The organism is Paucidesulfovibrio longus DSM 6739, assembly GCF_000420485.1.
Lineage (GTDB): Bacteria > Desulfobacterota > Desulfovibrionia > Desulfovibrionales > Desulfovibrionaceae > Paucidesulfovibrio > Paucidesulfovibrio longus.
Window position 1 is genome coordinate 39,318 of record NZ_ATVA01000015.1, and the last position, 23,648, is coordinate 62,965.

The 23,648-nt window shown below is 64.3% G+C and carries 23 protein-coding genes; 7 read left to right on the top strand and 16 right to left on the bottom strand.

Features of this window, described 5'->3' with window-relative positions; all coding sequences use genetic code 11:
* Positions 1-47: 47 nt before the first annotated feature.
* Both G452_RS0111250 and G452_RS0111255 read right to left on the bottom strand, forming a co-directional pair.
* Positions 48-1,235: an aminotransferase-like domain-containing protein gene (locus tag G452_RS0111250; protein WP_022662361.1), complete on the bottom strand. Its 1,188-nt coding sequence runs from the start codon at positions 1,233-1,235 to the stop codon at positions 48-50.
* Between the two features lie 225 nt (positions 1,236-1,460).
* Positions 1,461-1,805 (bottom strand): DVU0772 family protein, encoded by a 345-nt coding sequence (locus G452_RS0111255; protein WP_022662362.1) that lies wholly within the window; start codon positions 1,803-1,805, stop codon positions 1,461-1,463.
* A 254-nt stretch (positions 1,806-2,059) separates the two neighbouring features.
* On the opposite strand from G452_RS0111255, the gene G452_RS21510 reads away from it, so the two are divergent.
* Positions 2,060-2,299 (top strand): hypothetical protein, encoded by a 240-nt coding sequence (locus tag G452_RS21510; protein WP_155887686.1) that lies wholly within the window; start codon positions 2,060-2,062, stop codon positions 2,297-2,299.
* Between the two features lie 242 nt (positions 2,300-2,541).
* Here G452_RS21510 and G452_RS21745 read toward each other — a convergent pair whose 3' ends face one another.
* The 6 genes from G452_RS21745 to G452_RS0111285 all read right to left on the bottom strand — a co-directional run bounded on the left by G452_RS21745 (position 2,542) and on the right by G452_RS0111285 (position 7,513).
* Positions 2,542-2,712 (bottom strand): hypothetical protein, encoded by a 171-nt coding sequence (locus G452_RS21745; RefSeq protein WP_022662363.1) that lies wholly within the window; start codon positions 2,710-2,712, stop codon positions 2,542-2,544.
* An 88-nt stretch (positions 2,713-2,800) separates the two neighbouring features.
* Entirely contained in the window at positions 2,801-3,352 is a 552-nt protein-coding gene (locus G452_RS0111265) for a Fe-S-containing hydro-lyase (protein ID WP_022662364.1), read from the bottom strand.
* Complete coding sequence (locus tag G452_RS0111270) at positions 3,352-4,188, bottom strand: fumarate hydratase (RefSeq protein ID WP_022662365.1); 837 nt, start codon at positions 4,186-4,188, stop codon at positions 3,352-3,354. The genes G452_RS0111265 and G452_RS0111270 overlap by 1 nt, the downstream gene beginning before the upstream one ends.
* A gap of 15 nt (positions 4,189-4,203) precedes the next feature.
* Positions 4,204-4,956: a fumarate reductase iron-sulfur subunit gene (locus G452_RS0111275; RefSeq protein WP_022662366.1), complete on the bottom strand. Its 753-nt coding sequence runs from the start codon at positions 4,954-4,956 to the stop codon at positions 4,204-4,206.
* Positions 4,957-6,846, bottom strand: coding sequence for a fumarate reductase flavoprotein subunit (locus tag G452_RS0111280; RefSeq protein ID WP_022662367.1), 1,890 nt, complete (start codon positions 6,844-6,846; stop codon positions 4,957-4,959).
* Between the two features lie 10 nt (positions 6,847-6,856).
* Complete coding sequence (locus G452_RS0111285; protein WP_022662368.1) at positions 6,857-7,513, bottom strand: fumarate reductase; 657 nt, start codon at positions 7,511-7,513, stop codon at positions 6,857-6,859.
* Positions 7,514-7,719: 206 nt separating this feature from the next.
* Here G452_RS0111285 and G452_RS0111290 point away from each other — a divergent pair, with 206 nt between their 5' ends.
* A complete protein-coding gene (locus G452_RS0111290) occupies positions 7,720-10,395 on the top strand; it encodes a M16 family metallopeptidase (RefSeq protein ID WP_022662369.1) in 2,676 nt (891 codons plus the stop codon).
* 181 nt (positions 10,396-10,576) lie between these two features.
* The gene (locus G452_RS0111295; RefSeq protein WP_022662370.1) at positions 10,577-10,912 is read left to right on the top strand and encodes a hypothetical protein; all 336 of its coding nucleotides are present in this window, start codon (positions 10,577-10,579) and stop codon (positions 10,910-10,912) included.
* 6 nt (positions 10,913-10,918) lie between these two features.
* On the opposite strand, the gene G452_RS20665 is transcribed toward G452_RS0111295, so the two are convergent.
* Genes G452_RS20665 through G452_RS20670 form a run of 3 tightly spaced genes read right to left on the bottom strand, consistent with a single transcriptional unit; the run spans position 10,919 to position 13,552 of the window.
* The gene (locus G452_RS20665) at positions 10,919-12,325 is read right to left on the bottom strand and encodes a sensor histidine kinase (protein ID WP_162141303.1); all 1,407 of its coding nucleotides are present in this window, start codon (positions 12,323-12,325) and stop codon (positions 10,919-10,921) included.
* A 56-nt stretch (positions 12,326-12,381) separates the two neighbouring features.
* Positions 12,382-13,077 (bottom strand): cobalamin B12-binding domain-containing protein, encoded by a 696-nt coding sequence (locus G452_RS19215; RefSeq protein ID WP_022662372.1) that lies wholly within the window; start codon positions 13,075-13,077, stop codon positions 12,382-12,384.
* Positions 13,067-13,552, bottom strand: coding sequence for a hypothetical protein (locus G452_RS20670; RefSeq protein WP_022662373.1), 486 nt, complete (start codon positions 13,550-13,552; stop codon positions 13,067-13,069). The genes G452_RS19215 and G452_RS20670 overlap by 11 nt, the downstream gene beginning before the upstream one ends.
* A gap of 142 nt (positions 13,553-13,694) precedes the next feature.
* Between G452_RS20670 and G452_RS0111315 the strand changes: the two genes are divergently transcribed.
* The 3 genes from G452_RS0111315 (at position 13,695) to G452_RS0111325 (ending at position 17,844) form a co-directional block, all read left to right on the top strand.
* The gene (locus tag G452_RS0111315) at positions 13,695-14,480 is read left to right on the top strand and encodes a LytR/AlgR family response regulator transcription factor (RefSeq protein WP_022662374.1); all 786 of its coding nucleotides are present in this window, start codon (positions 13,695-13,697) and stop codon (positions 14,478-14,480) included.
* A 31-nt stretch (positions 14,481-14,511) separates the two neighbouring features.
* Positions 14,512-16,260, top strand: a complete 1,749-nt coding sequence (locus G452_RS19225; RefSeq protein ID WP_022662375.1) for a LytS/YhcK type 5TM receptor domain-containing protein — start codon at positions 14,512-14,514, stop codon at positions 16,258-16,260.
* A 162-nt stretch (positions 16,261-16,422) separates the two neighbouring features.
* Positions 16,423-17,844, top strand: coding sequence for a carbon starvation CstA family protein (locus G452_RS0111325; protein ID WP_022662376.1), 1,422 nt, complete (start codon positions 16,423-16,425; stop codon positions 17,842-17,844).
* 92 nt (positions 17,845-17,936) lie between these two features.
* Here G452_RS0111325 and G452_RS0111330 read toward each other — a convergent pair whose 3' ends face one another.
* Genes G452_RS0111330 through aroL form a run of 5 tightly spaced genes read right to left on the bottom strand, consistent with a single transcriptional unit; the run spans position 17,937 to position 22,498 of the window.
* Positions 17,937-18,800, bottom strand: coding sequence for an SDR family oxidoreductase (locus tag G452_RS0111330; RefSeq protein WP_211213496.1), 864 nt, complete (start codon positions 18,798-18,800; stop codon positions 17,937-17,939).
* Between the two features lie 27 nt (positions 18,801-18,827).
* On the bottom strand, positions 18,828-19,898 hold the full coding sequence (aroC, locus tag G452_RS0111335; protein ID WP_022662378.1) for a chorismate synthase: 1,071 nt from the start codon (positions 19,896-19,898) through the stop codon (positions 18,828-18,830).
* 3 nt (positions 19,899-19,901) lie between these two features.
* Positions 19,902-20,558, bottom strand: a complete 657-nt coding sequence (locus tag G452_RS0111340; protein ID WP_022662379.1) for a potassium channel family protein — start codon at positions 20,556-20,558, stop codon at positions 19,902-19,904.
* A gap of 12 nt (positions 20,559-20,570) precedes the next feature.
* Positions 20,571-21,938, bottom strand: coding sequence for a TrkH family potassium uptake protein (locus tag G452_RS0111345; protein ID WP_022662380.1), 1,368 nt, complete (start codon positions 21,936-21,938; stop codon positions 20,571-20,573).
* Between the two features lie 44 nt (positions 21,939-21,982).
* Positions 21,983-22,498, bottom strand: coding sequence for a shikimate kinase AroL (gene aroL / locus G452_RS0111350; RefSeq protein WP_027189203.1), 516 nt, complete (start codon positions 22,496-22,498; stop codon positions 21,983-21,985).
* A 108-nt stretch (positions 22,499-22,606) separates the two neighbouring features.
* Here aroL and G452_RS0111355 point away from each other — a divergent pair, with 108 nt between their 5' ends.
* Complete coding sequence (locus G452_RS0111355; protein WP_022662382.1) at positions 22,607-23,614, top strand: DUF933 domain-containing protein; 1,008 nt, start codon at positions 22,607-22,609, stop codon at positions 23,612-23,614.
* The last annotated feature ends 34 nt before the right edge of the window (positions 23,615-23,648 follow it).

Consider the following 23,648-nt stretch of genomic DNA (forward strand, 5'->3'; position numbering starts at 1 on the left):
CGCGGTTCTGCGCAACCCGGCTCGCCCTTCCGATGCGAAGGAGCGGCCTATTGGCCGAGAAATTCCCGCAGGGCCGAACCGAGGCGGGACACTCCTTCTTCGATCATTTCTTCGGAAGCGTTGGAGAAGTTCAACCGCAGCGTATTCTCGCCGCGTCCCTCCTCAACGTAGAACGGCTTGCCGGGGACAAAGGCCACCTTGCGCTCCACGGCCTTGTCGATGAGCTTCATGGAGGAATAGCCTTCGGGCAGCGTGACCCAAAGGAACATGCCGCCTTCGGGATCGGAGATGGTCACGCCCTCGGGGAAATGCCGCTGGATGGCGTCCACCATGACCCGGCTCTGCTTGCCGTACCGCTCGCGGATCATGGCGATGTGCGCGTCCATGTCGTAATGCTTGAGCAGCTCGATCATGATCCGCTGGGTCAGGGACGGGGTGTGCAGGTCCGAAGCCTGCTTGACGCGGATGAGCGCGTCGCGCACGCCGCCGCTCGCCACGATCCAGCCGATGCGGAACCCCGGAGTCGCGATCTTGGAGAAGGAGCCCATGAGGATGGAGCGCCCCTTGGTGAAGGTATAGACCGAGGGCAGGTGTTCGCCCTTGAAGCGCAGCTCGCCGTAGGGGTCGTCCTCCACGAAAAGCAGGTCGCGCCGAAGGCAAAGCTCGGCCACGGCCTGCCGCTTTTCCAGGGAATAGGACATGCCCGACGGGTTCTGAAAGTTGGGCACGGCGTAGAAAAGCTTGGCCGGGCCTTGATCGAGCAGGCTTTCCAGCGCGGCGAGATCCGGACCGTCCGTGTGCAGCGGAATGGTCCTGAAGGTCGGCTCGAAAACGGAAAAGGACTGGATTGCGCCGAGATAGGCGGGACGTTCCAGCACCACGGCATCGCCCTTGTCCAGAAAGACCTTGGCCACGAGATCGACGCACTGCTGCGAACCCGTGGTGATCAGGATGTCGTCCGGTTCCAGCCGGAGTCCCATGCGCGTGAAATAGCGCTCGGCGATCCAGGCGCGCAGCTCCGGGTCGCCTTCCGTGGTCGAATACTGGAGCGCGTTCACGGGCTTGTCCGCGAGAGCGCGGCGGGCGGCCTCGGAAATAGCCTCGTAGGGGAAACATTCGGGATTGGGGAGGCCGCCGGCGAACGAGATGATCGAGGGGTCGGCCGTGACCTTGAGGATTTCGCGGATGAAGGAGCGGTGCACGCTGGACATGCGCCGCGCGAATTTGTCTTCCATATTCATCTCCTTGGATCGCGAACGCTACCCCGTCACGATGGCGAAGGCAAGAGGCTCCCGTCCGAGGGAGCGGACAAATTCTGATGAATATGATCAAGGATCATGGGCCGTTCAGCCGTGCGACAGACGGACACGCACGGCGAGGGAACGCTCGTGAAGCAGCAACGCAGAAGGCCGGACACATGCCCGGCCTTCTTGGGGGGTGAGGGAGGTATGCGGAAAGTGCTAGTTGTTGAACTGGTCGCGCAGCCAGGTACGAACCTTGTCGCTGGGGGGATATACGCCCTTCAATCCGCCAACGTGATCCCTGAAGTCTTGGGCAAGCGCCTCGGGCAGCTCCCTGGCCCAAAGCTCTCTGGCCTCTTCGGAATTGCGGCGGATGAGTATGGCCTTCGGCTTCTCGTCCCAGTTGTATACGACGAAATAATTGGAATAATCATCCTTGGACCGCACCGGCTGAAAGCGCGCTCTCCAAGAATTGTTGCCCCATTCCAAATAGAGTGTGACAGCGTCTTCGGGAGTCATGTCCCAGTCGATTTCCAGATTTCGATAGTCTCTCAGGCTTCCCATGTGTTCCTCCTGTTCAGCATCACTTTATATGAATAGTAACTAATACTATCTTATTGTCAAGCAGGATTTTTGCGAAACGCATCACCTCGGCACCCTAACCGGGCTACCTGGTTCAGCGGCCACCATTCCGCACGTCGGGACGCGCCTGCTTTCATGTCGAACGCCAGCGGTGCAAATCGAGCCGAACCATGCGAAGTTCCGCCGGGCCGGCGGTCCGCGCCGGCTGCTGCCTGTCGCGGCAATGCAGAGCTGGAATGCGGCCTGAAAGCCGGGCATCGGCCGGGAACGCATTGAGCATTGCAGCACACGGCAACACACGACAGCACATGGCGGCAAGTGGCGGCACATGGCGGCACATGGCGGCAAATGGCAATAACTGGCCGCAAATGCAGGCAAAAGGCGGCAAATTTCACATCGCGACGCGGCTGGCCTGGAGATTCTCGCTAACAGGAAAGGAAGCCAACCACTTTTTGGCCAACAATGATCAACACTGAACAACAACGAAATAGACAATGCTCCACCCCGCCCGGGCGGGGTGGAGCAACACGGGAGCTGTCAGTGGAGCGAGAGTGTCCGGGCAGGCAGACGCGGTCGCGGCGTGCGGCTGAGTACGGCGGCGGATCGCTGGTGGTGTTCGGCTCGGTCGATGTGCGAGCGTGAAGAAGCGGCGGTGCGGGAACGGGGAACAGGAGCGCCGGATCAGAGAGAGGCGAATGGGAGCGAAATCTGGATCGGTCTATTCCTTTTCAGGAGACCAGTTCGGATCCCGGTACTTGCCGGGATTGTAAATCCGCCAGTCCTGGCCGTCGTCGTATTTTTCGTCGGCGCCGGGAAAGGGGACGTACACGCGACCTTCGTGATTCTTGTCGGTGGCGTTGTCGCGGATGTTGTTGAAGACTTTTTCCATGGTCACTACCTCTTAAAGAAGTATTTCGGCAGGTTGCCCATTGCGGAAGGGGCCAGCGGCATCAACCGCCGGCCCCTGAATGCCCCATTTAATCCGCTGGGTCAAGCTTCGGTTTCGCGTATAATTCGCCCCCGTGGGAATCGTTGACCACAAGTAACGGGAAATCCTTGACCTTCATGGCCCGCACCGCTTCGGGTCCAAGTTCCTCGAAGGCGATGACCTTGGACTGCTCTATGCACTGGGAGAGCAGCGCGCCCGCGCCGCCCGTGGCCCCGAAGTACACGGCCGTGTGGTCCTTGAGCGCCTGCTTGACCGCGTCGTTGCGCTTGCCCTTGCCGATGGAGGCCTTGAGGCCCAGGCTGTGCAGGCGCGGCGCGTAGGTGTCCATGCGGTAGCTCGTGGTCGGACCGGCAGAGCCGATGGGACGGCCCGGAGGCGCGGGGGAAGGCCCCACATAGTAGACCACGGCGCCCTGGAGGGGAAAAGGCGTGTCTTCGCCCTTGTCCAGCAGGTCGATGATGCGCTTGTGCGCGGCGTCGCGGGCGGAGTAGATCACGCCGGAAAGCTTGACCACGTCCCCGGCCTTGAGCTGGGCCACGTCCTCGTCGGTGAGCGGGGTTTGCAGCTTGTATTCCTTCATCAGAGCACGACCTCCTCATGGCGCGCCGAGTGGCACTGCACGTTCACGGCCACGGGCAGGCTGGCGATGTGGCAGGGCTCCAGGGCGATCTTCACGGCCAGGCAGGTGGTCTTGCCGCCCATGCCCATGGGCCCCACGCCGAGCTTGTTCACGGCTTCCAGCAGCTCCTGCTCCAGCTTGGCGACTTCCGGATCGGGATGCACGTCGTCCAGCTCGCGGAACAGGGCGCGCTTGGCGATCTTGGCCGAATGGTCGAAGGAGCCGCCCACCCCGATGCCCAGGATCGTCGGCGGGCAGGGGTTGGGACCGGCCTCGGCCACCCGCTGGATCACGAATTTCTTGATGCCCTCCCAGCCCTGGGCCGGGGAGAGCATGGTCACGCGGGACATGTTTTCGCTGCCGCCGCCCTTGGCCATGTAGATGATCCGCAGCTTGTCGCCGGGCACCACGTCGATGTGGATCACGGCGGGCGTATTGTCGCCGACGTTCTTGCGGGTCAACGGATGGCAGGTGGACTTGCGCAGGTAGCCTTCCTCGTAGCCCTTGCGGACGCCCGCGTTGATGGCTTCCTTGAGGTTGCCCTCCACGAAGACCTCCTCGCCCATCTCCACGAAAAACACGGCCAGCCCGGTGTCCTGACACAGGGGCAGCTTGGTGTTCATGGCCAGGTCGGCGTTTTCCAGAAGCTGCCGGAAGATTTCCTTGGCGGCCGGAGCGTCCTCCTCGGCGTAGGCCGCCTCGAAGGCGCGGCGCACGTCGTCCGGGAGCTTGGTGTTGGCGGAAACGCACATCGCGGCCACGGCCTCGACGATGTCCGCCGTCTTGATCTTGCGCATGTTTTCTCCTCCGCCCTACTTTTTGCAGCTCTTGCAGCTGAACAGGCTCTTGATGGCGGTGATGCCCATCTTGCGCCGCAAAAACGCCAGCTGGTCCTGCAGGGGCAGATGCTTGGGGCAGACATCCTCGCAGGCCAGCAGGCCCATGCAGCCGAAGATGCCGTTGTCGTTGCCCACGATCTCGTAATATTCCTTGTCCGTGCGCTCGTCGCGCGGGTCGATGACGAAACGGGCCACGCGGTTCAGGGCCACCGCGCCCAGGAAGTCGTCGCGCATGCGGGCCGTGCCGCAGGCGGAAACGCAGCAGCCGCACTCCACGCAGCGATCCAGCTCGTAGATGGCTTCGGCCACGTCGTTTTCCATGCGCTCTTCTTCCGCGGCCGGGTCGAACTGCTTGCTGGTATGCACCCAGGACTCGACCTTGTTGTACATCTCGCGGAACCAGGAGCCCGTGTCCACGGAGAGGTCGCCCACCAGCCGGAAGACGGGAAGCGGCAGAAGCGTGATCTCGCTCGGCAGATCCTTGGTCTTGGTGTGGCAGGCCAGGCCGGGGCGGCCGTTGATGACCATGCCGCAGGAACCGCAAATGCCCGCCCGGCAGCAGAAATCGAACTGGAGCGAGCTGTCCTTTTCCTCACGGATGCGGTTCAGGGCGATGAACAGGGTCATGGAGTCGGTCTCCTCCAGGACGAACTCGTCCATGTGCGGGACCGATTCCGGGTTCTGGGGGTTGTACCGGAAGATGTTGAACTTCAGGAGTCTGGCCATTTACTTGTCCCCCTTCTCAGCGCTCTTCTTTCCGGACGCGCCTTCGGCGGGCTTTTCCGCCTCCTGGCCCTCCATGGGAATGATGTCCATCTTGCCGTAGCCGCGGTATCCCGGCGGCAGGTCCAGGACAGAGCTTGCCGGTTCGTACTCCAGCGTGGGCAGGTCGTCGCCCGGATTCTTCCAATAGGCCAGGGTGCGCTTGAGCCAGTCGCGGTCGTTGCGCGCCGTGTAGTCCTCGCGGTTGTGCGAGCCGCGCGATTCGGTGCGCTGGAGCGCGCCGTAGGCGACCATGAGCGCCATCTTGACCTGTCCCTCGATCTTCAGGGCCGCGGCCAGCTCCGGGTTGGCTCCCAGCCCGTCCGATGCCAGACCGACCTTGCGCGCCCGGCCCAGCACTTCCTGAAGCTCGGCAACGCAGGTCTTGAGGTCGGCGTCGTTGCGGAAGATGTTCGCGCCCCGGTTCAGGGAATCCTGCATGGCGGCGCGCACGGCGTAGACGTTTTCCTTGCCCTTGGCCCCGCCGGTAAGATCGCTGATGCGCTGGCGCTGGGCGGCCACGGCCGCGTCGATGACCGAGGAGTTGAAGGAAACCTCCGCTCCCTTGACGTATTCAACGATCTTGCGGCCCACGATGCCGCCGGCCACGACGGTTTCGGCCAGGGAGTTGCCACCCAGGCGGTTGAAGCCGTGCATGTCCCAGCAGGCGGCCTCGCCCGCGGAGAAGAGTCCCTTGAGCCCGTAGGCCGCGCCGTCCTTGTTGGTGCGCACGCCGCCCATGGAATAGTGCTGGGTGGGCCGCACCGGGATGAGCTGGTGGATGGGGTCCACGCCCAGGAAGCTCGTGCAGATCTCGTAGACCTCGCGGAGCTTGCCCGTGATGTGCTTCTCGCCCAGGTGACGGATGTCGAGCCAGAGATGGTCGCCGTAGGGGCTCTTCACGCCCTTGCCCTCGCGGATGTGATGGGTCATCCAGCGGGAGACCACGTCGCGCGAGGCCAGTTCGGCCTTTTCCGGCTCGTAGATGTGCATGAACCGCTCTTCGTTCACGTCGAGCAGTGTTCCGCCGTCGCCGCGGCAGCCCTCGGTCACGAGGATGTCCGTGGGCACGATGCCCGTGGGGTGGAACTGCACGGCCTCCATGTTGCCCATGGGCACTGCGCCGGTATTGATGGCGGCGATGTGGCCGCCGCCGTCGCAGACCACGGCATTGGTGGTGTTCGGGTAGATGCGCCCGAAGCCGCCCGTGGCGATCATGGTCGCCTTGGAGAGGTAGACGCGCAGCTCGCCGGTCTTGAGGCAGCGGACCACGGCGCCGTAGCACACGCCCGCGTCGTGGATCAGGGCGATGGCCTCGGTCTTGTCGTGGACCTCCACGCCGAGCTGGGCGCAGCGGTTGTCCACCGTGAAGAGCACGGAGTGGCCCGTGCCGTCCGAGACGTAGCAGGTGCGCCACTTGGCCGTGCCGCCGAAGGCGCGGGCCGTGATCAGGCCCCGGTTCTCGTCCTTCTCGACCTTCTCGAACTCCTTGCCGCCCTTGAAGTATTTGCTTTTGCCCGGAACGACGCGGTTCCAGGGCACGCCCCAGTGGGCCAGCCTGCGCATCTCGATGGGCGCGCTGTCCGCGAAGAGGCGGGCCACTTCCTGGTCGCAGCCCCAGTCGGAACCCTTGACCGTATCCTCGAAATGCACGTCCGGGCTGTCGCCCTCGCCCATGGCCGAATTGCCGAGGGCCGCCTGCATGCCGCCCTGGGCCGCGGAGGAATGGGACCGCCGGGCCGGAACCAGGCTGAGGCAGATGGCCGAGAGGCCGGCCTGACCCGCTTCGATGGCTGCCCGCTCGCCCGCGAGGCCCGCGCCGATCACAAGAACGTCTGTGTAGATGGTCTGCATGGCGTCCTCCCTAGACCTGCGCGTTGATGAACCAGAACCGGATCAGGGTCGCCAGTCCGATGCATATGAAAAGCAGGGTGAGGATGTTCTCGCCCTTGTGGAAGCCTTTGCGCCCGTCGGACTTGATGAAGCCCCACTTGACCGCGATGCGGTAGAGGCCCACGCCCACGTGCAGCTCCACCATGGGCAGGAGCAGCAGGTAGAACCCCGTCCAGAAGCCGCCCTGGATGCGCCCGGCGGATTTCGCCGCGGTGATGGGCAGGTCCGTGAGCACGACCCACATGTGGATGGAGCCCATGATCAGGATGATCATGGCCGAGACCGCCTGGACGATCCAGAGCCAGGTATCCGTGTGCCGGATCAGTTTCGCGTGGGAAAAGATGGTCTTCATGCCCTCGAAGCGGAACGGGAGCTTGCGCGCCGCGAGCAGGAAGTGGAAGAGAAAGAGCAGGAAGATCATCGGTCCGCCGACCTGCGCCATTCCCGTGCTTTCGAAGAACTCGGCGATGGCGTTCATCACGCCCGGTCCGATCAGGACACTCGCCACCAACGTCATGTGGGCCCACATGAAAAGGATCAGGCCCGCGCCGGACAGCATCTGGCAACAGTCCAGAATGCCGTCCCACTTCGACGGCCTGCCAGCGAGGATGCTGGTTTCAACGGTCATCGTACCCTCCAGGAATGAAGTGGACAGATCATGGGATAGCCTCCAAGCGGAAACGTTTACTTGTCCCCTTGTGAAGAATTTGTCAATATGCAGCGCCGTCAAAGCTTTATGACACGCGCCTTGACACCGGCTTGGACGCGTGCCTAAACCCCCTCGACAATGCCGAAACAGACCTTATGTATGGGAGAAAAAGGAGTGCGAAACTCATGTTCCGTAAATTTCTGCTCATCGGGGCGCTGCTCATGACGGCGTCGTGCTCTGGGAAAACCCCCGCCTCCCCCGCCCCCGGCGTCGAAGGCTTCGATTTTGCTCAGGCCGTGTCCCAGGCCGAGGCCCCCCTCGTGACCCGGCTCGAGAACGGCATGACCGTTCTCGTCAAGGAAGACGACCGCTTCCCCCTCGTCAACGTGCGGCTCTACGTGCACGCGGGCTCCGCCTATGAGGATCCGTCCCAGGCGGGCATCAGCCACCTGCTGGAGCACATGGTCTTCAAGGGCTCGGCCAACCGCGCTCCGGGCGAGACGGCGCGCCGCATCGAATCCGTGGGCGGCAGCCTGAACGCCGGGACCAGCTGGGACTACACCACCTATTACGTCGAGGTTCCGGACACGGAATGGAAGCTCGGCCTGGACACCGTGCGCGACCTGGCCTTCCTGGCCAACATCGACCCCAAGGAACTGGAACCGGAAAAGGAAGTGGTGCTCTCCGAGCTGGAGCGCGGCGAGGACGCCCCCGGCTCCAAGCTCTTCAAGACCCTTCAGGGCATGGTCTGGCCGGGAACGAGCTACGAGTGGCCCATCATCGGCTTCCGCGACACCGTTTCCAAGCTGCACGCCCAGGACATCAAGAACTACATCGCCCGTCTCTACCAGCCGCAATCCATGCTCCTGACCATCACGGGCAAGGTGGACGCGGCCAAGGTCATGGACGAGGTCCGCGCCACCTACGGCCAGTTCAAGAACACCCACGACGTGAAGCCCGTGACCCCGGAACCGCTGCCCACCCCCAAGGGGGCGCAGATCACGGTCATTCCCGGCAAGTGGAACAAGGTCTACCTCGGCATCGCCTTCCCCATTCCGGACATGGGCTCGGCCAAGTCCACCGGACTGGAAGTGCTCGGCCAGCTTCTGGGAGGCGACGACACCTCCCTGCTCTACCGCACCTTCAAGTACGACAAGCGGCTCGTGGACGACATCTCGGCCTACGCCATGACCCTGGACCGGGTCGGCATGTTCTACGTTTCGGCCACGCTGGACGTGGAGAACGTGGACAAGTTCTGGGCGGAGCTTCTGAACTTCTTCTCCGGCCTGGACGCCTCGGCCATTTCGGACCGCGAACTGGAGCGGGCCAAGCTGAATCTCGCCGATTCCCTGTTCCTGACCAAGGAAACCCTCTCCGGGCTGGCCTCCAAGCTCGGCATGTTCCAGTTCTTCTACGGCGGACAGAACGCGGAGCAGAACTATCTGTATGAACTCTCCCATGTGGACCGCGCCGAACTCGGCGACCTGATGGCCGAATTCCTGCGGCCCGACAGGCTCTCCGGCGTGCTGCTCACCCCGGAAGGCTCGGAGATCAGCGCCGCCGCCCTGAAGACGGGCGTGGAGATGCGCTGGCCCGGCCCGGAAAAGGGCAAGATCGCCCAGGCCGCGCCCGAAGAGGGCCAGGTGCGCGAAATCGCATTGCCGGGCGGCAGCAGCCTCGTGCTCCTGCCGGACCATACCCTGCCCTACACGGCTCTCTCCGTGTACTGGCCGGGCGGCGACGGCTCCCTGACCCCGGACGAACAGGGCCTGTCCATGCTCACGGCCATGGCCCTGACGCGGGGCACCCCGAAGATGACCGCCACCCAGATCGAGGACTATCTCTCGGACAGGGCGGCCAGCGCGGCGGCCACCGCGGGCCGCGACACCTTCGCCTTCAACGCCAAGTATCCCTCCTGGTTCGCGGGCGACCTGCTGCCTCTCTTCGAGGACATGCTCACCTCGCCCACCTGGCCGCTGAAGGAGATCGACAGGGCCAAGCAGGACCAGATCGCAACCATCAAGCTCCGCGAGGACAAGCCCCTGGGGCTGGCCTTCCGGCACATCTTCCCCTTCCTCTACCAGGACGGTCCCTACGGCTATCTCCACGCGGGCGAAGCCGAGGCGGTCAGGCACTTCAGCCCGGACGCGGTCAAGGAATACTGGGAGCGCCAGTCGCAAAAGCCCTTTGTGCTCGCCGTCTGCGGCACCTTCGACCCCAAGGCCATCGAGGCGTTCGCCTCGCGGCTGGCCACGGAAATGACCAGGCCCGGCCAGGAGTATACCTACGCCAAGCCGCGCTGGGGCGTTGAGAAGCAGGCCGCCCTGCACCTGCCCGACCGCAACCAGGCCCACCTGCTGACCATCTTCCCCACGCCGGGCACCGAAGACCTGGAAGCCAGCGCGGGGCTGACCCTGCTGCGCGCGGCGCTCTCGGGCCAGAGCGGGCTGCTCTTCCGCGACCTGCGCGACAAGCAGGGCCTCGGCTACACGGTCACGGCCATGCTCTGGCAGGCGCCCAAGACCGGGTTCCTGGCCTTCTACATCGGCACGGAGCCGGAAAAGGTCGCGCAGGCGGAAAACGGATTCGAGAAGACCGTGAAGATGCTCCGGGAAGCGCCCCTGCCCGAAGACGAGCTGGAACGCGCCAAGAACGTCATCAACGGCGAATACTACCAGGATCACCAGACCTTGCTCTCGCGCAGCAGGCAGGCCGCCAACCTGCTCGTGCAGGGCCTGGACCGCGACATGGAGAAGCAGCTCATCGACAAGGCCAAGACCCTCGGCCCCAAGGACCTTCAGGAACTGGCCCGCAAATACCTGATCTGGGACCAGGCCTACAGCATGACGGTCAACCCCTGACCATCGCGCGACGCGAAACAGACCAAGGCGGGAGGCACGGCTTCCCGCCTTTTTTTGCGCGTCCGGTCCAACGGCCGGAACGGAAAACTCGCGCCCCGGAGGGGGAGATGCGCCGAGGGCTTGCGCCGCCGGGGTTTCTTGCGGTACAAGTTCCGATCATCTGAAACGGCAGGAGAAAACGATGCCCCTCATATTCGGCGCGCCCAAAAAGGGAACCCGCTCCCAGGACGACAGGCAGGACCAGCGCATCGCCGTGGCGCGCGAACAGTATCTGGCCGGAAGAGTCAAGATCGTGACCACCGACGAAATGCCCAATCGTCAGGTTCAGGGCACCTTCGGGCTGCTCGTCTGCCGTTCCTTCACCTTCGACAACGCCTTTTACGGCCTCGTGGCCCAGGCCATGGACGTGAATGCCGACGCGGTGCTGGCCTACCGCGAATCCGTAAGCTTCCACCCCGAAGGGGACCGCTACTACTCCTGCTACGGCACGGCCGTTCGGCTCAAGCCCGACAAGTGATCAGGATCAGGACAACCGAATCGTCACCGCCGTTCCTGTCCGCTCGTCCGTTCGCATGGCGATGTCGCCGCCGAGGGTCCGGGCGATGAGCCGGGCGGAATAGGTACCGATCCCCGTGCCGTAGCGCTTGCCCGCGGTCACGAATTTCTCGAAGAAACGATCGCGGATCTGCTCCGGCACCGCCCCCTGATTCAGGATGCGGATCAGGGTTCCCGTCTCCGATTGTTCCAGCTCCACACGTACGATGCCCCCTGCCGGGGACGCCTCCACGGCGTTGGTCACGAGGTTGCCCAGCATCGAATAGCAAAGCGCCTCGTCCGCGCAAACCACGGCCTTGTCGCCTTTTTCCAGGGGCCGGCCGTTCAGGGACACGTCCATTCCCAGTTGGCGCGCGGAGGCGAGCGGTTCGCGCTCGTTCAGGGTCCGCAGCACCAGCGGCACGAGATCCACGTCCCCGGTCTCCAGGACGTAGGTTCCCCGCTCCATCTTGTAGAGGTCCAGCGAACGGTTGACCATGTTCAGGATGCGGAATCCCGCGTCCTGGATCATCCCCATCAGCTCGCGCTCCTTTTCCGGAACCTCCTTGCTCTCGCGCAGCATTCCGGAAAGGCCGATGATCCCTCCCAGCGGGGATTTGATGTCATGCTTGGCGATGCGGTCCATCTCCTCGCGCACCTCCTCCAGCCGATTTCTGGCGGTGACGTCGCGCATGGAAACCAGGAAAGCCGTCTCCCCCTCCCACTCTATTTCCGTGGCGCGCAGCTCCATGTTCACACGGTCGTCTCCGAGCATGCAGACCTCGCCGGATTCGCTCACGCATTCCCGGATCATGGGCAACCATCGCTCTCCCAATTCGGGACAACCGTCGAACAGCGACAAGGCCGCCTGGTTGGCGAAGCGAACGCAGCCGCTTCGCAGCACCACGAACAACGCCTCTGGAACCGCGTTGATGATCGAACGAATCCGCCGCTCCTGGGCCTCGATCTGAAAATTCTTGAGCGTCAGTTCCCGGCGGGCGTTCACGAGTTCATTGTTCAGGCTCATGAAATCGGCATAGCGGGCGTCGTCGCTGCTTCGAAGCTGGGCGCACTCTTTCTGCGAGGCGCGCAGACGCTCGGACTGCTCGTTGAGCATCCGCAGCAGCTCGTCATACAGCTGGAACAATTGGTGCGGCGACCTGGAAACAATGCAAAAGACCCGCTCCTCCGAAAAGAAGCCGAAAAAACTCATGGCCTCCGGCCCCTTTTCCAGAAGCACGTTCAATTCCCAGGATAGCGCGGCCCCGTGCGTGGTCACGGCCTTGAGAAACGCGCGATACTTCTCCCGCGAGGCGACGTCGAGCAAGTCTTCGAACCGACTCGGAAGCGCGGCCCGGTCAAACAGCCCAAGATCGTCGGCGAGCACGTCTTTCACACGGCCTTCCCCATCGCAGCAAAAGACCACGCCGCCTTGCGTCTCTCCTCGGAACATCAGGCGCCCCCTCCCACGAGCCTCGCCCCCACCCGGACCGCATGGAGAGCGTTCCGGGCCGTGGCGTCCCCGCCGACGTCGGCCAGCAGTCCCGGACTGAGCTGAAAGGGCAGGCCGCCGACCAGAATCCGCACCCGTCCGTTCAGGTCCGAAGCCTTCACGGCGGCCACCAGCCGGCGCACGAGGTGGACGTTGTAGGTCATGGTCACGGATATTCCCAGCAGCTCGGCCCGGCTCTCCCGGAGCGACGCGATCACGGCGTCGTCAGGCGTGTTCGCTCCGAGAAAGAAGGTATTCCACCCTTCCATCTCGAAAAAATCGCAGACCACCCGCATGCCCAGTTCGTGGAGTTCCCCTCCGACGCAGCACCCGACCATGGTCCGACCGATTTTCGGGCTGGCGGCGATGTACGGGAAGAGCTGGGAGATGATCAGCTGGGTGGCGGCGGTGCAGTAGTGCTCCGCGGCGACGGAAATCTCGTCGGCCTGCCAGAGCCTGCCGATTTCGTATTGCACGGGCTGGAACACGCCGAGGTAGATGTCCCGAATGTCCGTGCCCCTCGCCACGGCGTCGAGAATCAACTCCGACGCGGCGCGGCGCTCTCCGTCCAGCAGCAGATGAAAATATTTGTGCGCCAGCTCCCGAACGGACAGATCGTCATGCTGATCCAGAATGGAATTCGTTTCACGCCTCATGCGCTTCATCCTTCGGCAAGAACGCGCCCGCCCCGAAATCGAACCGCTCCCGCGCCAACGCGAAGCGGTCCACGTTTCGCAGCAACGCCTCGTAGAACGGCGCGATTTCGGCAAAGGATGTCAGCGTCAGACGGCGGCGGAGGATGTCGAGGCATTCCGGGAGCATGGCCTTCCAATACTCCGCGCGCACGCCCCGGCCCATGTAGGTGGCGAACACCCAGGTCACGGTCTCGACGAAGCTTCGCACGTCGTATAGCTGGAACACGGAATCCATATAACGGAAATGATTCGCAAGATTGTCCTGCATCATTGCTGAAAGATGTTCGGGATAATAGGCGGATCGCGCGCCTCGCTCGGCCATGACCGCTTCCAGCTCGGCCTGCACGCTCCCCCGCGCCGCGGCGTATTCCAGCGCCGCCTCCGCTCCAGGCTGGCGCAGCACTCCGAATTCCTTCAACAACATCTCGTCCGGCATGTCGCTCCTCCTTCAATGCCGAGATTATACTACCTATTATCAATTATCGCAGCAAGACTCTCGAACAAAGGTACAATTGACAACCCGGCCAGCTCTACATACTTTCCCTTCCCCATCGATCACCCTTTCCGGGACAGCAACTATGCCGGACGCAAAACACATCCGCACCGTCATCGTGGACGACGAACCGCCCGCTCTGGGCCAGCTGGAATATCTGCTTTCCAGGTTCGAGGACGTCGAGCTTGCCGCAGCCGTGGATTCCGGACCGGACGCGCCCGAAATCATCCTGCGCGAACAACCCGACCTCGTATTCCTGGACATCGAGATGCCCGGCAAGAACGGCTTCCAGGTGCTCAAGGAAGTCATGAGCATGGCGAAACCGCCGCTGGTGGTCTTTGCCACGGCCTTTGACGAGCACGCCATTCGCGCTTTCGAGGAAAACACCGTGGATTACGTGCTCAAGCCCATTTCCGTGCAGCGCCTGGAGAAAACCCTGGAAAGGGTCCGCGCGCTGCTCGAACGCCCCCGCCAGGACGCCCCGGACAGGAGCCTGGAGGCGCTGCTTGCCAAAATGGGCCTGGGGCCGGGCATGGTCCGCATCCAGGCCGAAGACGCGGGCAGGAACATCCTGCTGACCCCGGACGAAGTTCTCTATTTCAGCTGCCAGGACCGCCGCGTTGTCGCGCACACTCCGGACAACGCCTACAGCTGCCCCAGCGAGGCCACCCTTGAGAAGATCGAGGAACGCCTAGCCGGAGCAGGCTTCTTTCGGGCAAACCGCTCAGAGCTGATCAACCTCGACTACGTGCGCGGCTATTCCCCCTGGCTCAACGGCAAGTACGTGATCACCATGCGGCATCGCGAAGCCGTGGAAATCGTGCTCAGCAAGAGCCGGGTCAAGGATTTCAAAACCCTCCTCGGCATCTGACCGCCCTCGCCCCCCCAACAAGGCAAGCACCGTGAAAGCCCTCGAAATCGTCATCATCCTTGCGGAACGCTTCGGCCTGCTGGCCGGGGCCGTGTTTCTCCTGCTCACCTTCGCGCCGGTACGCAAATTCGGCTTCGCCCGGCGGCAGAACAAGAACAAGACCCTGATCCTCATCCTCTTTTTCGGGGCCTTCGGCATCGTCGGCACCTACACGGGCAACTCCGTGTTCCAGTCCGTGGCCAACCTGAGGGCCATGGCCGTAATCACGGGCGGCCTTTTCGGCGGGCCGGTCGTGGGCATCGGCGCGGGACTCATCGCGGGCCTGCACCGGGTGCTTTTCGACCTGCACGGCTTCAGCGCCGTTCCCTGCGGTCTGGCGACCTTCCTCGAAGGCGCGACAGCGGGCTACATCTCCTACCGCATCGGCCAGCGGGCCATGACCTGGCAGATCGCCGCGCCCCTGGCCATCGTGGGCGAATCCTGCCACATGCTTCTCGTCCTGGCACTGTCCCGCCCCTTCAGCGAGGCGCTGCGGCTCGTGGAGGTCATCGCTCCGCCCATGATCATCATCAACGCCCTGGGCGCGGCCCTTTTCGTGGAACTGATCAACGTCTTCTTCCAGGACCGGGAAAAACGGGAATCCCTGCACGCGCAACAGATTCTGGACATCGCGAACATGACCGTGAGCCACCTGCGTTCCGGCCTCAATCTCGAATCGGCCCGGCAGACCGCCCTGATCCTGCATACCCACGTGCGCCTCGCGGCCGTGGCCATCACGGACACGCGCAACGTGCTCGCCCACGTGGGCGAGGGGGACGACCACCACCTGCCCGCCTCGCCCATCAAGACCGAAGCCACGCGCGAGGTGCTGCGCACCGGCGGACCCCGCTTCATCACGGACCGAGGCGGCATCGGCTGCGACGTGGCCGACTGCCCGCACACCAGCGCCATCATCGTGCCCCTGACCAAGGCCGGGCTGATCGTGGGCACGCTCAAATTCTACGGCAGCGAGACGACCCCCCTGAACAACACGCTCTACGAGCTGGGCAAGGGCCTGGGCAACCTATTTTCCACCCAGCTGGAGCTGGAGGATCTGCGCATCAAGGAACACATGCTCGCCCATGCCGAAATCCGCAGGCTCCAGGCCCAGATCAACCCGCACTTCCTCTTCAACTCCCTGAACACCATCAGCGCCTTCTGCCGCACCAACGCGGAAAAGGCCCAGGAGCTGATGACCGATCTTTCCTTATACATGCGCAAAAACCTGGACTCTAGCCGGGGATTCATTCCCCTTTCGGACGAATTGGCCCAGGTCCGCTCCTACCTGACCATCGAGAAGGCCCGTTTCGGCGAGCGCATCAACGTGGAATGGTGCATCGACGAGACGCTGACCAGCTGGCCCATCCCGCCGCTGATCATCCAGCCTCTGGTGGAGAACTGCATCCGTCACGGCTTCACCAACAAGGTTCGCGGCGCCCTGGTGATCATCCGGGCGGAGAAACGGGACGGCCTGCTGCACGTGGCCGTGGAGGACAACGGCGGCGGCATGGACGAGGCCAAGGTCCGCTCGCTGCTCAAGAAGTCCGAGCTGGAATCCTGCCGCGAGGGCATCGGCGTTCGCAACTGCGCGCAGCGCCTGGAGCAGATCTACGGACCGGAATACTCTCTGAGCATCAGCAGCACGCCGGGCCAGGGCACGCTCGTGAGCTTCGCCATCCCTCCCCGCCCCATGCGCGCCGCCATGGACCCAGCGCAGGACCGCTCCGCACCGACGGCCTGAAGCGCTTCGGCCTTCCGGGGCCGGAACGATTCGTCGGACGTCGAAGGCATTTCAGGCAAGGAAACGGTCATCTGAAGCGGACCGCATTGCAGCGGTCAAGACCAGGATCTAGACCTCCCGAAAAGAACCATGGGTTCTCCATCAATCTTTCGGAGGTTAGACATGCTCTTCTTTCTCTTTTGCGTCGGCCTGCTCATCGCGGGCTACTTCACCTACGGCGTCTTCGTCGAAAAGGTCTTCGGCATCGAGCCGAACCGGACCACCCCGGCGTATGCCCTGGAAGACGGCATCGACTACACGCCCATGCCGAAATGGAAGCTGATCTTCATCCAGGTGCTGGACATCGCCGGCATCGGCCCCATCTTCGGTCCCATCCTGGGCGCGCTCTACGGCCCCGTCGCCCTGATCTGGATCGTCATCGGCTGCATCTTCGCAGGCGCGGTCCACGACTACTTCTCCGGCATGCTCTCCGTGCGCAACAAGGGCGCGAGCATCCCCGAGGTGGTCGGCGAATACATGGGCATGTCCGCCCGCCAGGTCATGCGGATCTTCTCCTTCGTGCTGCTGATGCTCGTGGGCGTGGTCTTCGTGCTCAGCCCGGCCAAGCTGCTCAACGGCATCACCGGCATCGACACCCCGATCCTGGTGGCGGTCATCTTCGCCTACTACTTCCTGGCCACGATCCTGCCCATCGACAAGATCATCGGCCGCATCTACCCGCTGCTCGGCCTGCTGCTGCTGAGCATGACCACGGCCCTGGCCGTGGCGCTGTTCGTCAGCCCCCACGCCATCCTGCCGACCCTGGACTTCGCCACCAACTTCCACCCGGCGGACAAGCCCATCTGGCCCCTGCTGTTCATCACCATCTCCTGCTCTGCCCTTTCCGGCTTCCATTCCACCCAGTCGCCGCTCATGGCCCGCTGCGTCAAGAACGAACGGGAAGGCCGCTCCGTGTTCTACGGCTCCATGATCATCGAGGGCATCATCGGCCTGATCTGGTGCACCCTGGGCCTGTCCTTCTACGACAACCCCCAGGCCCTCCAGGCCGTGATCAGCGCCGGATCCCCGGCAGCCGTGGTCGCGGAGGTGTCCAACTCGCTGCTCGGCGCGGTCGGCGGCACCCTGGCCATCATCGCGGTCATCGTCCTGCCCATCACCAGCGGCGACACCGCGTTCCGCTCCACCCGGCTGATCGTGGCCGAGACCTTCAAGATGGAACAGAGCAAGGCTTCCAAGCGTCTTTTGATCGCCGTGCCCCTGTTCGTCCTGGGCTACATCATCTCCACCCAGAACTTCTCGACCATCTGGCGCTACTTCGGCTTCGCCAACCAGAGCCTGGCCGCCCTGGTCCTGTGGACCTCCGCGGTGTATCTGGCCCAGCGCGGCAAGCTGCACTGGATCGCCACGGTTCCCGCGACCTTCATGACCGCGGTCTGCGTGGCCTTCATCGCCAGCGCCCAGATCGGCTTCAACCTGGACTTCACCACTTCCACGGTCATCGGCGTGGTCTTTGCCGCGGCGTCCTTCATCCTCTTCATGGTCAAGTACGCCCACGGCGGAAAGCTCGCGTCCGACAACGCCTGACGCTGCTCCGCACCGAATTCCGAAAACGAAAAGGGCCGGCATGATGCCGGCCCTTTCTCTTTTCCGTTTCCGGACAGCAGGCAGGAGCAAGATCAGGAGGCTTCGCGCCCGAGCGTTGCGGCGCGTTCGCGATAATGCGCGGCCAGCGTCCAGCTGCCGAAGGTCGGCGCGACCATGTCCCGGCTGAAGACCGTGAGGAAGAACTCCAGAGGTCCGTACACGGAGAGCGGCGTCAGGCGGCGCAGCAGCCAGAGCAGCGGAGGAACGAGCCAAAGGGGCAGGAAGGAAATGCGCACGGGCTTGCCCAGTGCGGCGAACGCGGCCCCGGCCATCTCGTCGTGGCGCAGAACCTCCGGCCCGCCCACGGTCCGTTCGGGTTCGGCGTCCCGCAGCTGGCGCACGCAGGCCTCGGCCAGATCCGAACCATGCACCGGGTTGGCCCGGAAGCTCCCGTCGCCGAAGAGCCAGACCCGCCCGCACCCGGCCAGCCGCAGCAGGTCGTCCATGTCCGAGAAAAACCCCGTCGGTCGGACCACGCAGCCCTGAATCGGGGCGGCGCGCAGCTCCTCCACGAAGCGCTCCTTGGCGGCTGTGATGGCCAGATGCCGCAGGCGGTCGCCGTGCAGCACCGAAACATAGAGGAAACGCTTTGCTCCGGCCCGCAACGCCTCGTCCAGCAGGTTGCGGTTGCCCCGGTAATCCACGTCCATGTAGGTCAGGCCGTCCTTCTGCCGGGTGATGCCCACGCTGCTGAAGATCCAGTCCACGCCGTCGCAGACCCCTTGCAGGGTTTCAGGCCGGGTGACCTCGGCCACGACCCGCTCGTCCGAAACCTCCCGCAGCAGATCGGCCTGCTCCGGGGTGCGGACGAGCACCCGAACGCGGTAGCCCTGCCGGTGCAGCTCCCGGACGACGTGCCCGCCGAGATAGCCGCTCGCCCCAGCCACCAGCACCATTTCAGCACGCCCGGCCATGACCGGGCCTTACCGCTCGCGCCCGAGCCGCCGATCCAGCAGCAGCAGGTCGGCCAGGACCAGGGCGGCCATGGCCTTGAGCACGGGGACGATGCGGGGAATGGCCGCGATGTCGTGCCGCCCGCCGATCTGAATCGTGGTCTCGCTTCCGTCGGTGGTCACGGTCCGCTGCTGCAGCGCGATGGAGGGAATGGGTTTGACCGCCGCCCGGACGACCACGTCCTGGCCGGAAGAAATACCGCCGAGCACGCCGCCCGCGTTGTTGGAAAGAAATCCGTCCGGGGTCATGGGGTCGTTGTTCTCGGAACCGAGCATGCGCGCCGCGGCGAAGCCCGCGCCGATCTCCACGCCCTTGACCGCGCCCACGCTCATGAGCGCCCCGGCCAGCCGCGCGTCGAGCTTGCCGAACACGGGTTCGCCCAGGCCCGGCGGCAATCCCACGGCCCGCACCTCGACCACGCCGCCCAGGGTGTCGCCCCGCTTCTTGACCTCCAGCACCCGCTCCTCCCAACGCTCGGCGTCGCGGGGGCCGGCGGCGAAGAACGGACGCTCCTGGGCTTCGATCCAGTCGCGGGGATCGTCGAGCCGGGCCGGAATGCCTCCGAGTTCCACGGTGTAGGCATGCACGGCGATGCCCTCGGCCAGGAGGAGCTGCTGGGCAACGGCGCCGCCCGCAACGCGCGACACGGTTTCCCGGCCGGAAGAGCGGCCGCCGCCGCGATAGTCGCGCAGGCCGAACTTGGCCTGGAATCCGAAATCCGCATGCCCAGGCCGGAACACGTCCTTGATCTTGGAATAGTCCCGCGAACGCTGGTCCTCGTTGGCGATGTGGAAGCCGATGGGCGTTCCCGTGGTCACGCCCTCGAACACGCCCGAAAGCAGCCGCACGGAGTCGGACTCCTTGCGCGCCGTGGAGGCCGGGCCTTGGCCGGGCTTGCGCCGGTCCAGTTCGGCCTGGATCGCGGCCTCGTCCAGGGGGATGCCCGCCGGGCAGCCGTCGATGACCCCGCCCAGGCCGGGACCGTGGGATTCGCCGTAGGTGGTCAGCCGGAAGATCTCGCCGAAAGTATTGCCGCTCATCGCTTACCCCGTCACCTTGATGACGTCCTCGGCATCGCCGAGAACCACGAGTACGTCGCCCTTGTTCAAGGGTTCGTCGGCGCTGGGCACGAAGCTGAACCGCCGTTCCCCGACACGCTTCCAGGCCACGACCTGGGCGCGGCGGCTGGCCGGCAGCTGAAGCTCGCGCAGCGTCTTGCCGCTCCACTTCTCCACCACGACCTCGCGCACGAGCACGCCCTCGCCCAGGGCGAGGTAGTCGAGCAGGCCGGGCACGGCCAGTCTGTGGGCCAATTGGCGGGCCACGAACTGCTCCGGAAAGACGACGAAGTCCACGCCGAGACGCTTGAGCACCTTCTCGTGCTCGGGGCTCACGGCCTTGACCCAGATGTTGTCCACGCCGAGATCCTGAAGGTTCAGGGCCACCAGGATGCTGGCCTCCATGGAACGGCCGATGGACACGACCACGTAGTCGAAATCCTTGAAGCCCAGTTGTTCCAGGGCCTTCTTGTCCGTTCCGTCGGCCTGGAAGACCTGGGTCAGCTTTTCCTGGGCATGGCGCACCCGGCCGCCGTCCATGTCCACGCCGACCACGTCGTGCCCCAGCTCCGCCAGGGCCTCGCCCAGCGAGAACCCGAACTTGCCGAGCCCCACGATGCCGACTTCGATTCGCTTGCTCATGGCGTCTCCCCCCTACCCCAGGGGCAGGTCTTTCTCAGGAATTTGATAGCGGGGCAGCTCCTGCCAGCTCGCCAGGGCCGACAGCAGCCAGATCGGGCCGAGACGGCCGACCATCATCAGGAGAATGCCCACGGTCCGCCCCACCGGCGAGAGCGTGCCGGTCATGCCCGTCGTCAGGCCAACGGTGCCGAATGCGGACATGGCCTCGAACATGGTTTCCAGAAATATGCCGCGGGCCTGGTCGTGGGGGGCGTCTCCGCCCTCCGTGATGTTCAGGGCCAGGGTCGCCGCGCAGACCAGCACTCCGGCCAGGACAACCAGGGTGAAGGCCCGGCTCATGGCCTGGCGGTCCAGGGCGAAGCGTCCCACGCGGACCTGCTCGCCGCCCCGGAACTGCGTGACGATGAACCCCCACATCACGCGGGCCGTGGTCGTCTTCACGCCTCCCGCGCAGGAACCGGGCGAGCCGCCCACGAACATCAAGCCGATCATGAACAGCAGGGAGACGTTGGTCATGCCCCCGATGTCCACGGTATTGAACCCGGCGGTGCGGCAGGAAACGGACTGGAAAAGCGCAGAAAGCAGAGCCTCGCTCCAGGAGCCGACCTGATAGCCGCCCATTTCCTCAGCTGCGAAGATGGCCACGGTGCCCGCCGCCACCAGGAAAAGACTGGTGGAAAGCACGATGCCCGTGTGCCAGGAAAGACGCGGCTTGGCCGTGATCCGGCCGCGCAGCGCGATGCGCTTGCGGATGTAGATCGAGCAGTCGTGCAGGACGTAGAATCCGAGGCCGCCCAGGGTGATCAAAATGATGAAGGCCAAGTTCACGCCCCAGTTGGTGCGCCACTGCATCAAGCTGTCCTGGTACAGTCCGAACCCCGCGTTGCAGAAGGCGGAAACGGAATGGAACAGCGCGGACCAGGGGCCGAAGCCCACGGGATCGAGAGCATAAAGCGTCAGCGCCCCCACGGATTCCACGAACAGCGTGCCGATGACCACGCGCACCAGGAACTGCGAAAGCTTGAAGGAGGGATCGTGCAGCAGGGTCTTGCTCACGGCCAGACGGTCCGTGAGGGAGACGCGGCGGCCCAGCAGAAAGAAGACCAGGCTGGAATAGGTCATCACGCCCAGTCCGCCGAGCTGGATGAGCACGAGAATCACGCCCTGGCCGAAGGTCGTGAAGTACGAGCCCGTATCCACCACCACGAGCCCCGTGACGCAGACCGCCGAGGTGGCCGTGAAGAGCGCGTCGAGACGGCTCAAGGGGGCAACGCCGGGCATTCGGGCCGTATCCAGGTGCAGGAGAAAACCGCCCACCAGAATGGCCACGATGAAAAACCATACGGGCAGCCAAAAGGGCGTGAGCAATTTGGAGCGCATAACGGCTTGTACTCTCCGTTCCGTGAAAGCTCAACCCGAAGGGGTCAGCTTCCGGAACGAGCCGCGGCCAGGGCGAGGTCCAGCAGGGTGTCCGGATCCGAGTCCGCGTTCAGAACGGCAGACGCGCACTCGCGGTAGAGCTTTTCGCGCGCGGCCAGCACCTCGGACACCTCTTCCAGGAGCCCTTTTCCCGTCAGGGATGGGCGCTGCGCCTCTTTGGGATCGGCGGCAAGACGCGCGGCCAGCACTTCGGCGGGGGCGTGCAGATAGACGCACAGGCCGGAGCGAAGCATCCCGCGATTTCGCGGACGCAGGACAATGCCCCCGCCGCAGGCGACCACCAGGGGCGGCATTGCCCCGGCGCGCTCCAGCGCCTCGGTTTCGCGGTCGCGAAAGGCGTCCCAGCCCTCGGCCGCGACATACTCGGCGATGGGCATGCCCACCGACTCGACCACGAGCTCGTCCGTGTCCGTGAATCCGCAGCCCAGCCGGGCGGCCAACAGACGCCCCAGAGTGGTCTTCCCGCTGGCTCTGCCGCCGATGAGATAGACGTGGCGCATCACGCCGCCTCCCGGTTTTCCCGCCCGGCAGCGGGGCTTTGCTTCCGCACGGGAATCATGTAGAACCGCCCTGCTTTCGCACAACGCATCAGTACGAGGATTTCAGACATGAAGACCGCAATATTCGGTTTCGCGGGCGCAGGCAAGACCGACCTCTTCGCCGCCCTGGCGGGCAAGGCCGCCCTTTCCGGCAACCGGGCCATGGTCAAGGTGCCGGAGCCCCGGCTCGACCCGCTCATCGAGCTTTTCAACGCCCGCAAGGTGACATACAGCGAGATCGAGTACCTGGACATTCCCGGCGGCGGGGGCAAGGGAACCGGCCTGGGCGAGCGCGTGCTCAGCGAAATCCGCTCCTACGACTGCCTGCTGGCGGTGCTCGACGCCTTTTCCGGCCTGAACGATCCCAAGGCCCAGTGGCAGGCCATCGAGGCGGACATGATCGTTTCGGACATGGCCGTCATCGAGAAGAAGCTGGAGCGCATGGTTCTGGACAAGAAGAAGAACGCGCCCGGCTACGACCCCAAACAGGAAGCCCTGCTCAAGAAGGCCCTGGAAACCCTGGAAAACGAAACGCCCTTGCGCGGCATCGAGGAATTCGACGTTCCGGAGCTGCGCGGCTTCGCCTTTCTTTCCGGCAAACCGATCCTGTACGTCTGGAACGGCAGCGAGTCCAACTACACCGATCTCTCCCTGCCCGAGGACCAGCCCGGCCAGAAGCATCTCGCCGTGGCCGCCAAGCTGGAGCGCGAATTGGCGGAGATCGAAGACCCCGAAGAGCGGCAGATGTTCCTGGACGACCTGGGAATCACGGAAACCGCCCTGGACAAGATCATCGCCAAGACCTACGAGCTGCTCGGACTGATCTCGTTCCTCACGGCCGGGGAAAAGGAAGTCCGCTCCTGGCCCGTCCGCAAGGGAGCCAAGGCTCCGGAGGCCGCTGGCGTGATCCACTCCGACTTCGAGAAGGGCTTCATCCGGGCCGAGGTCATCGCATACGCCGATTTCCTGGAGCACGGCACCTTCAAGGCCTGCAAGGACAAGGGACTGGCCCGCCTCGAAGGCAAGGAATACGTGGTCAAGGACGGCGACATCGTGGAGTTCCGCTTCAACGTCTAGCCGTCTCCTGCGCCGGATTCGCAAAAGCCCCGGA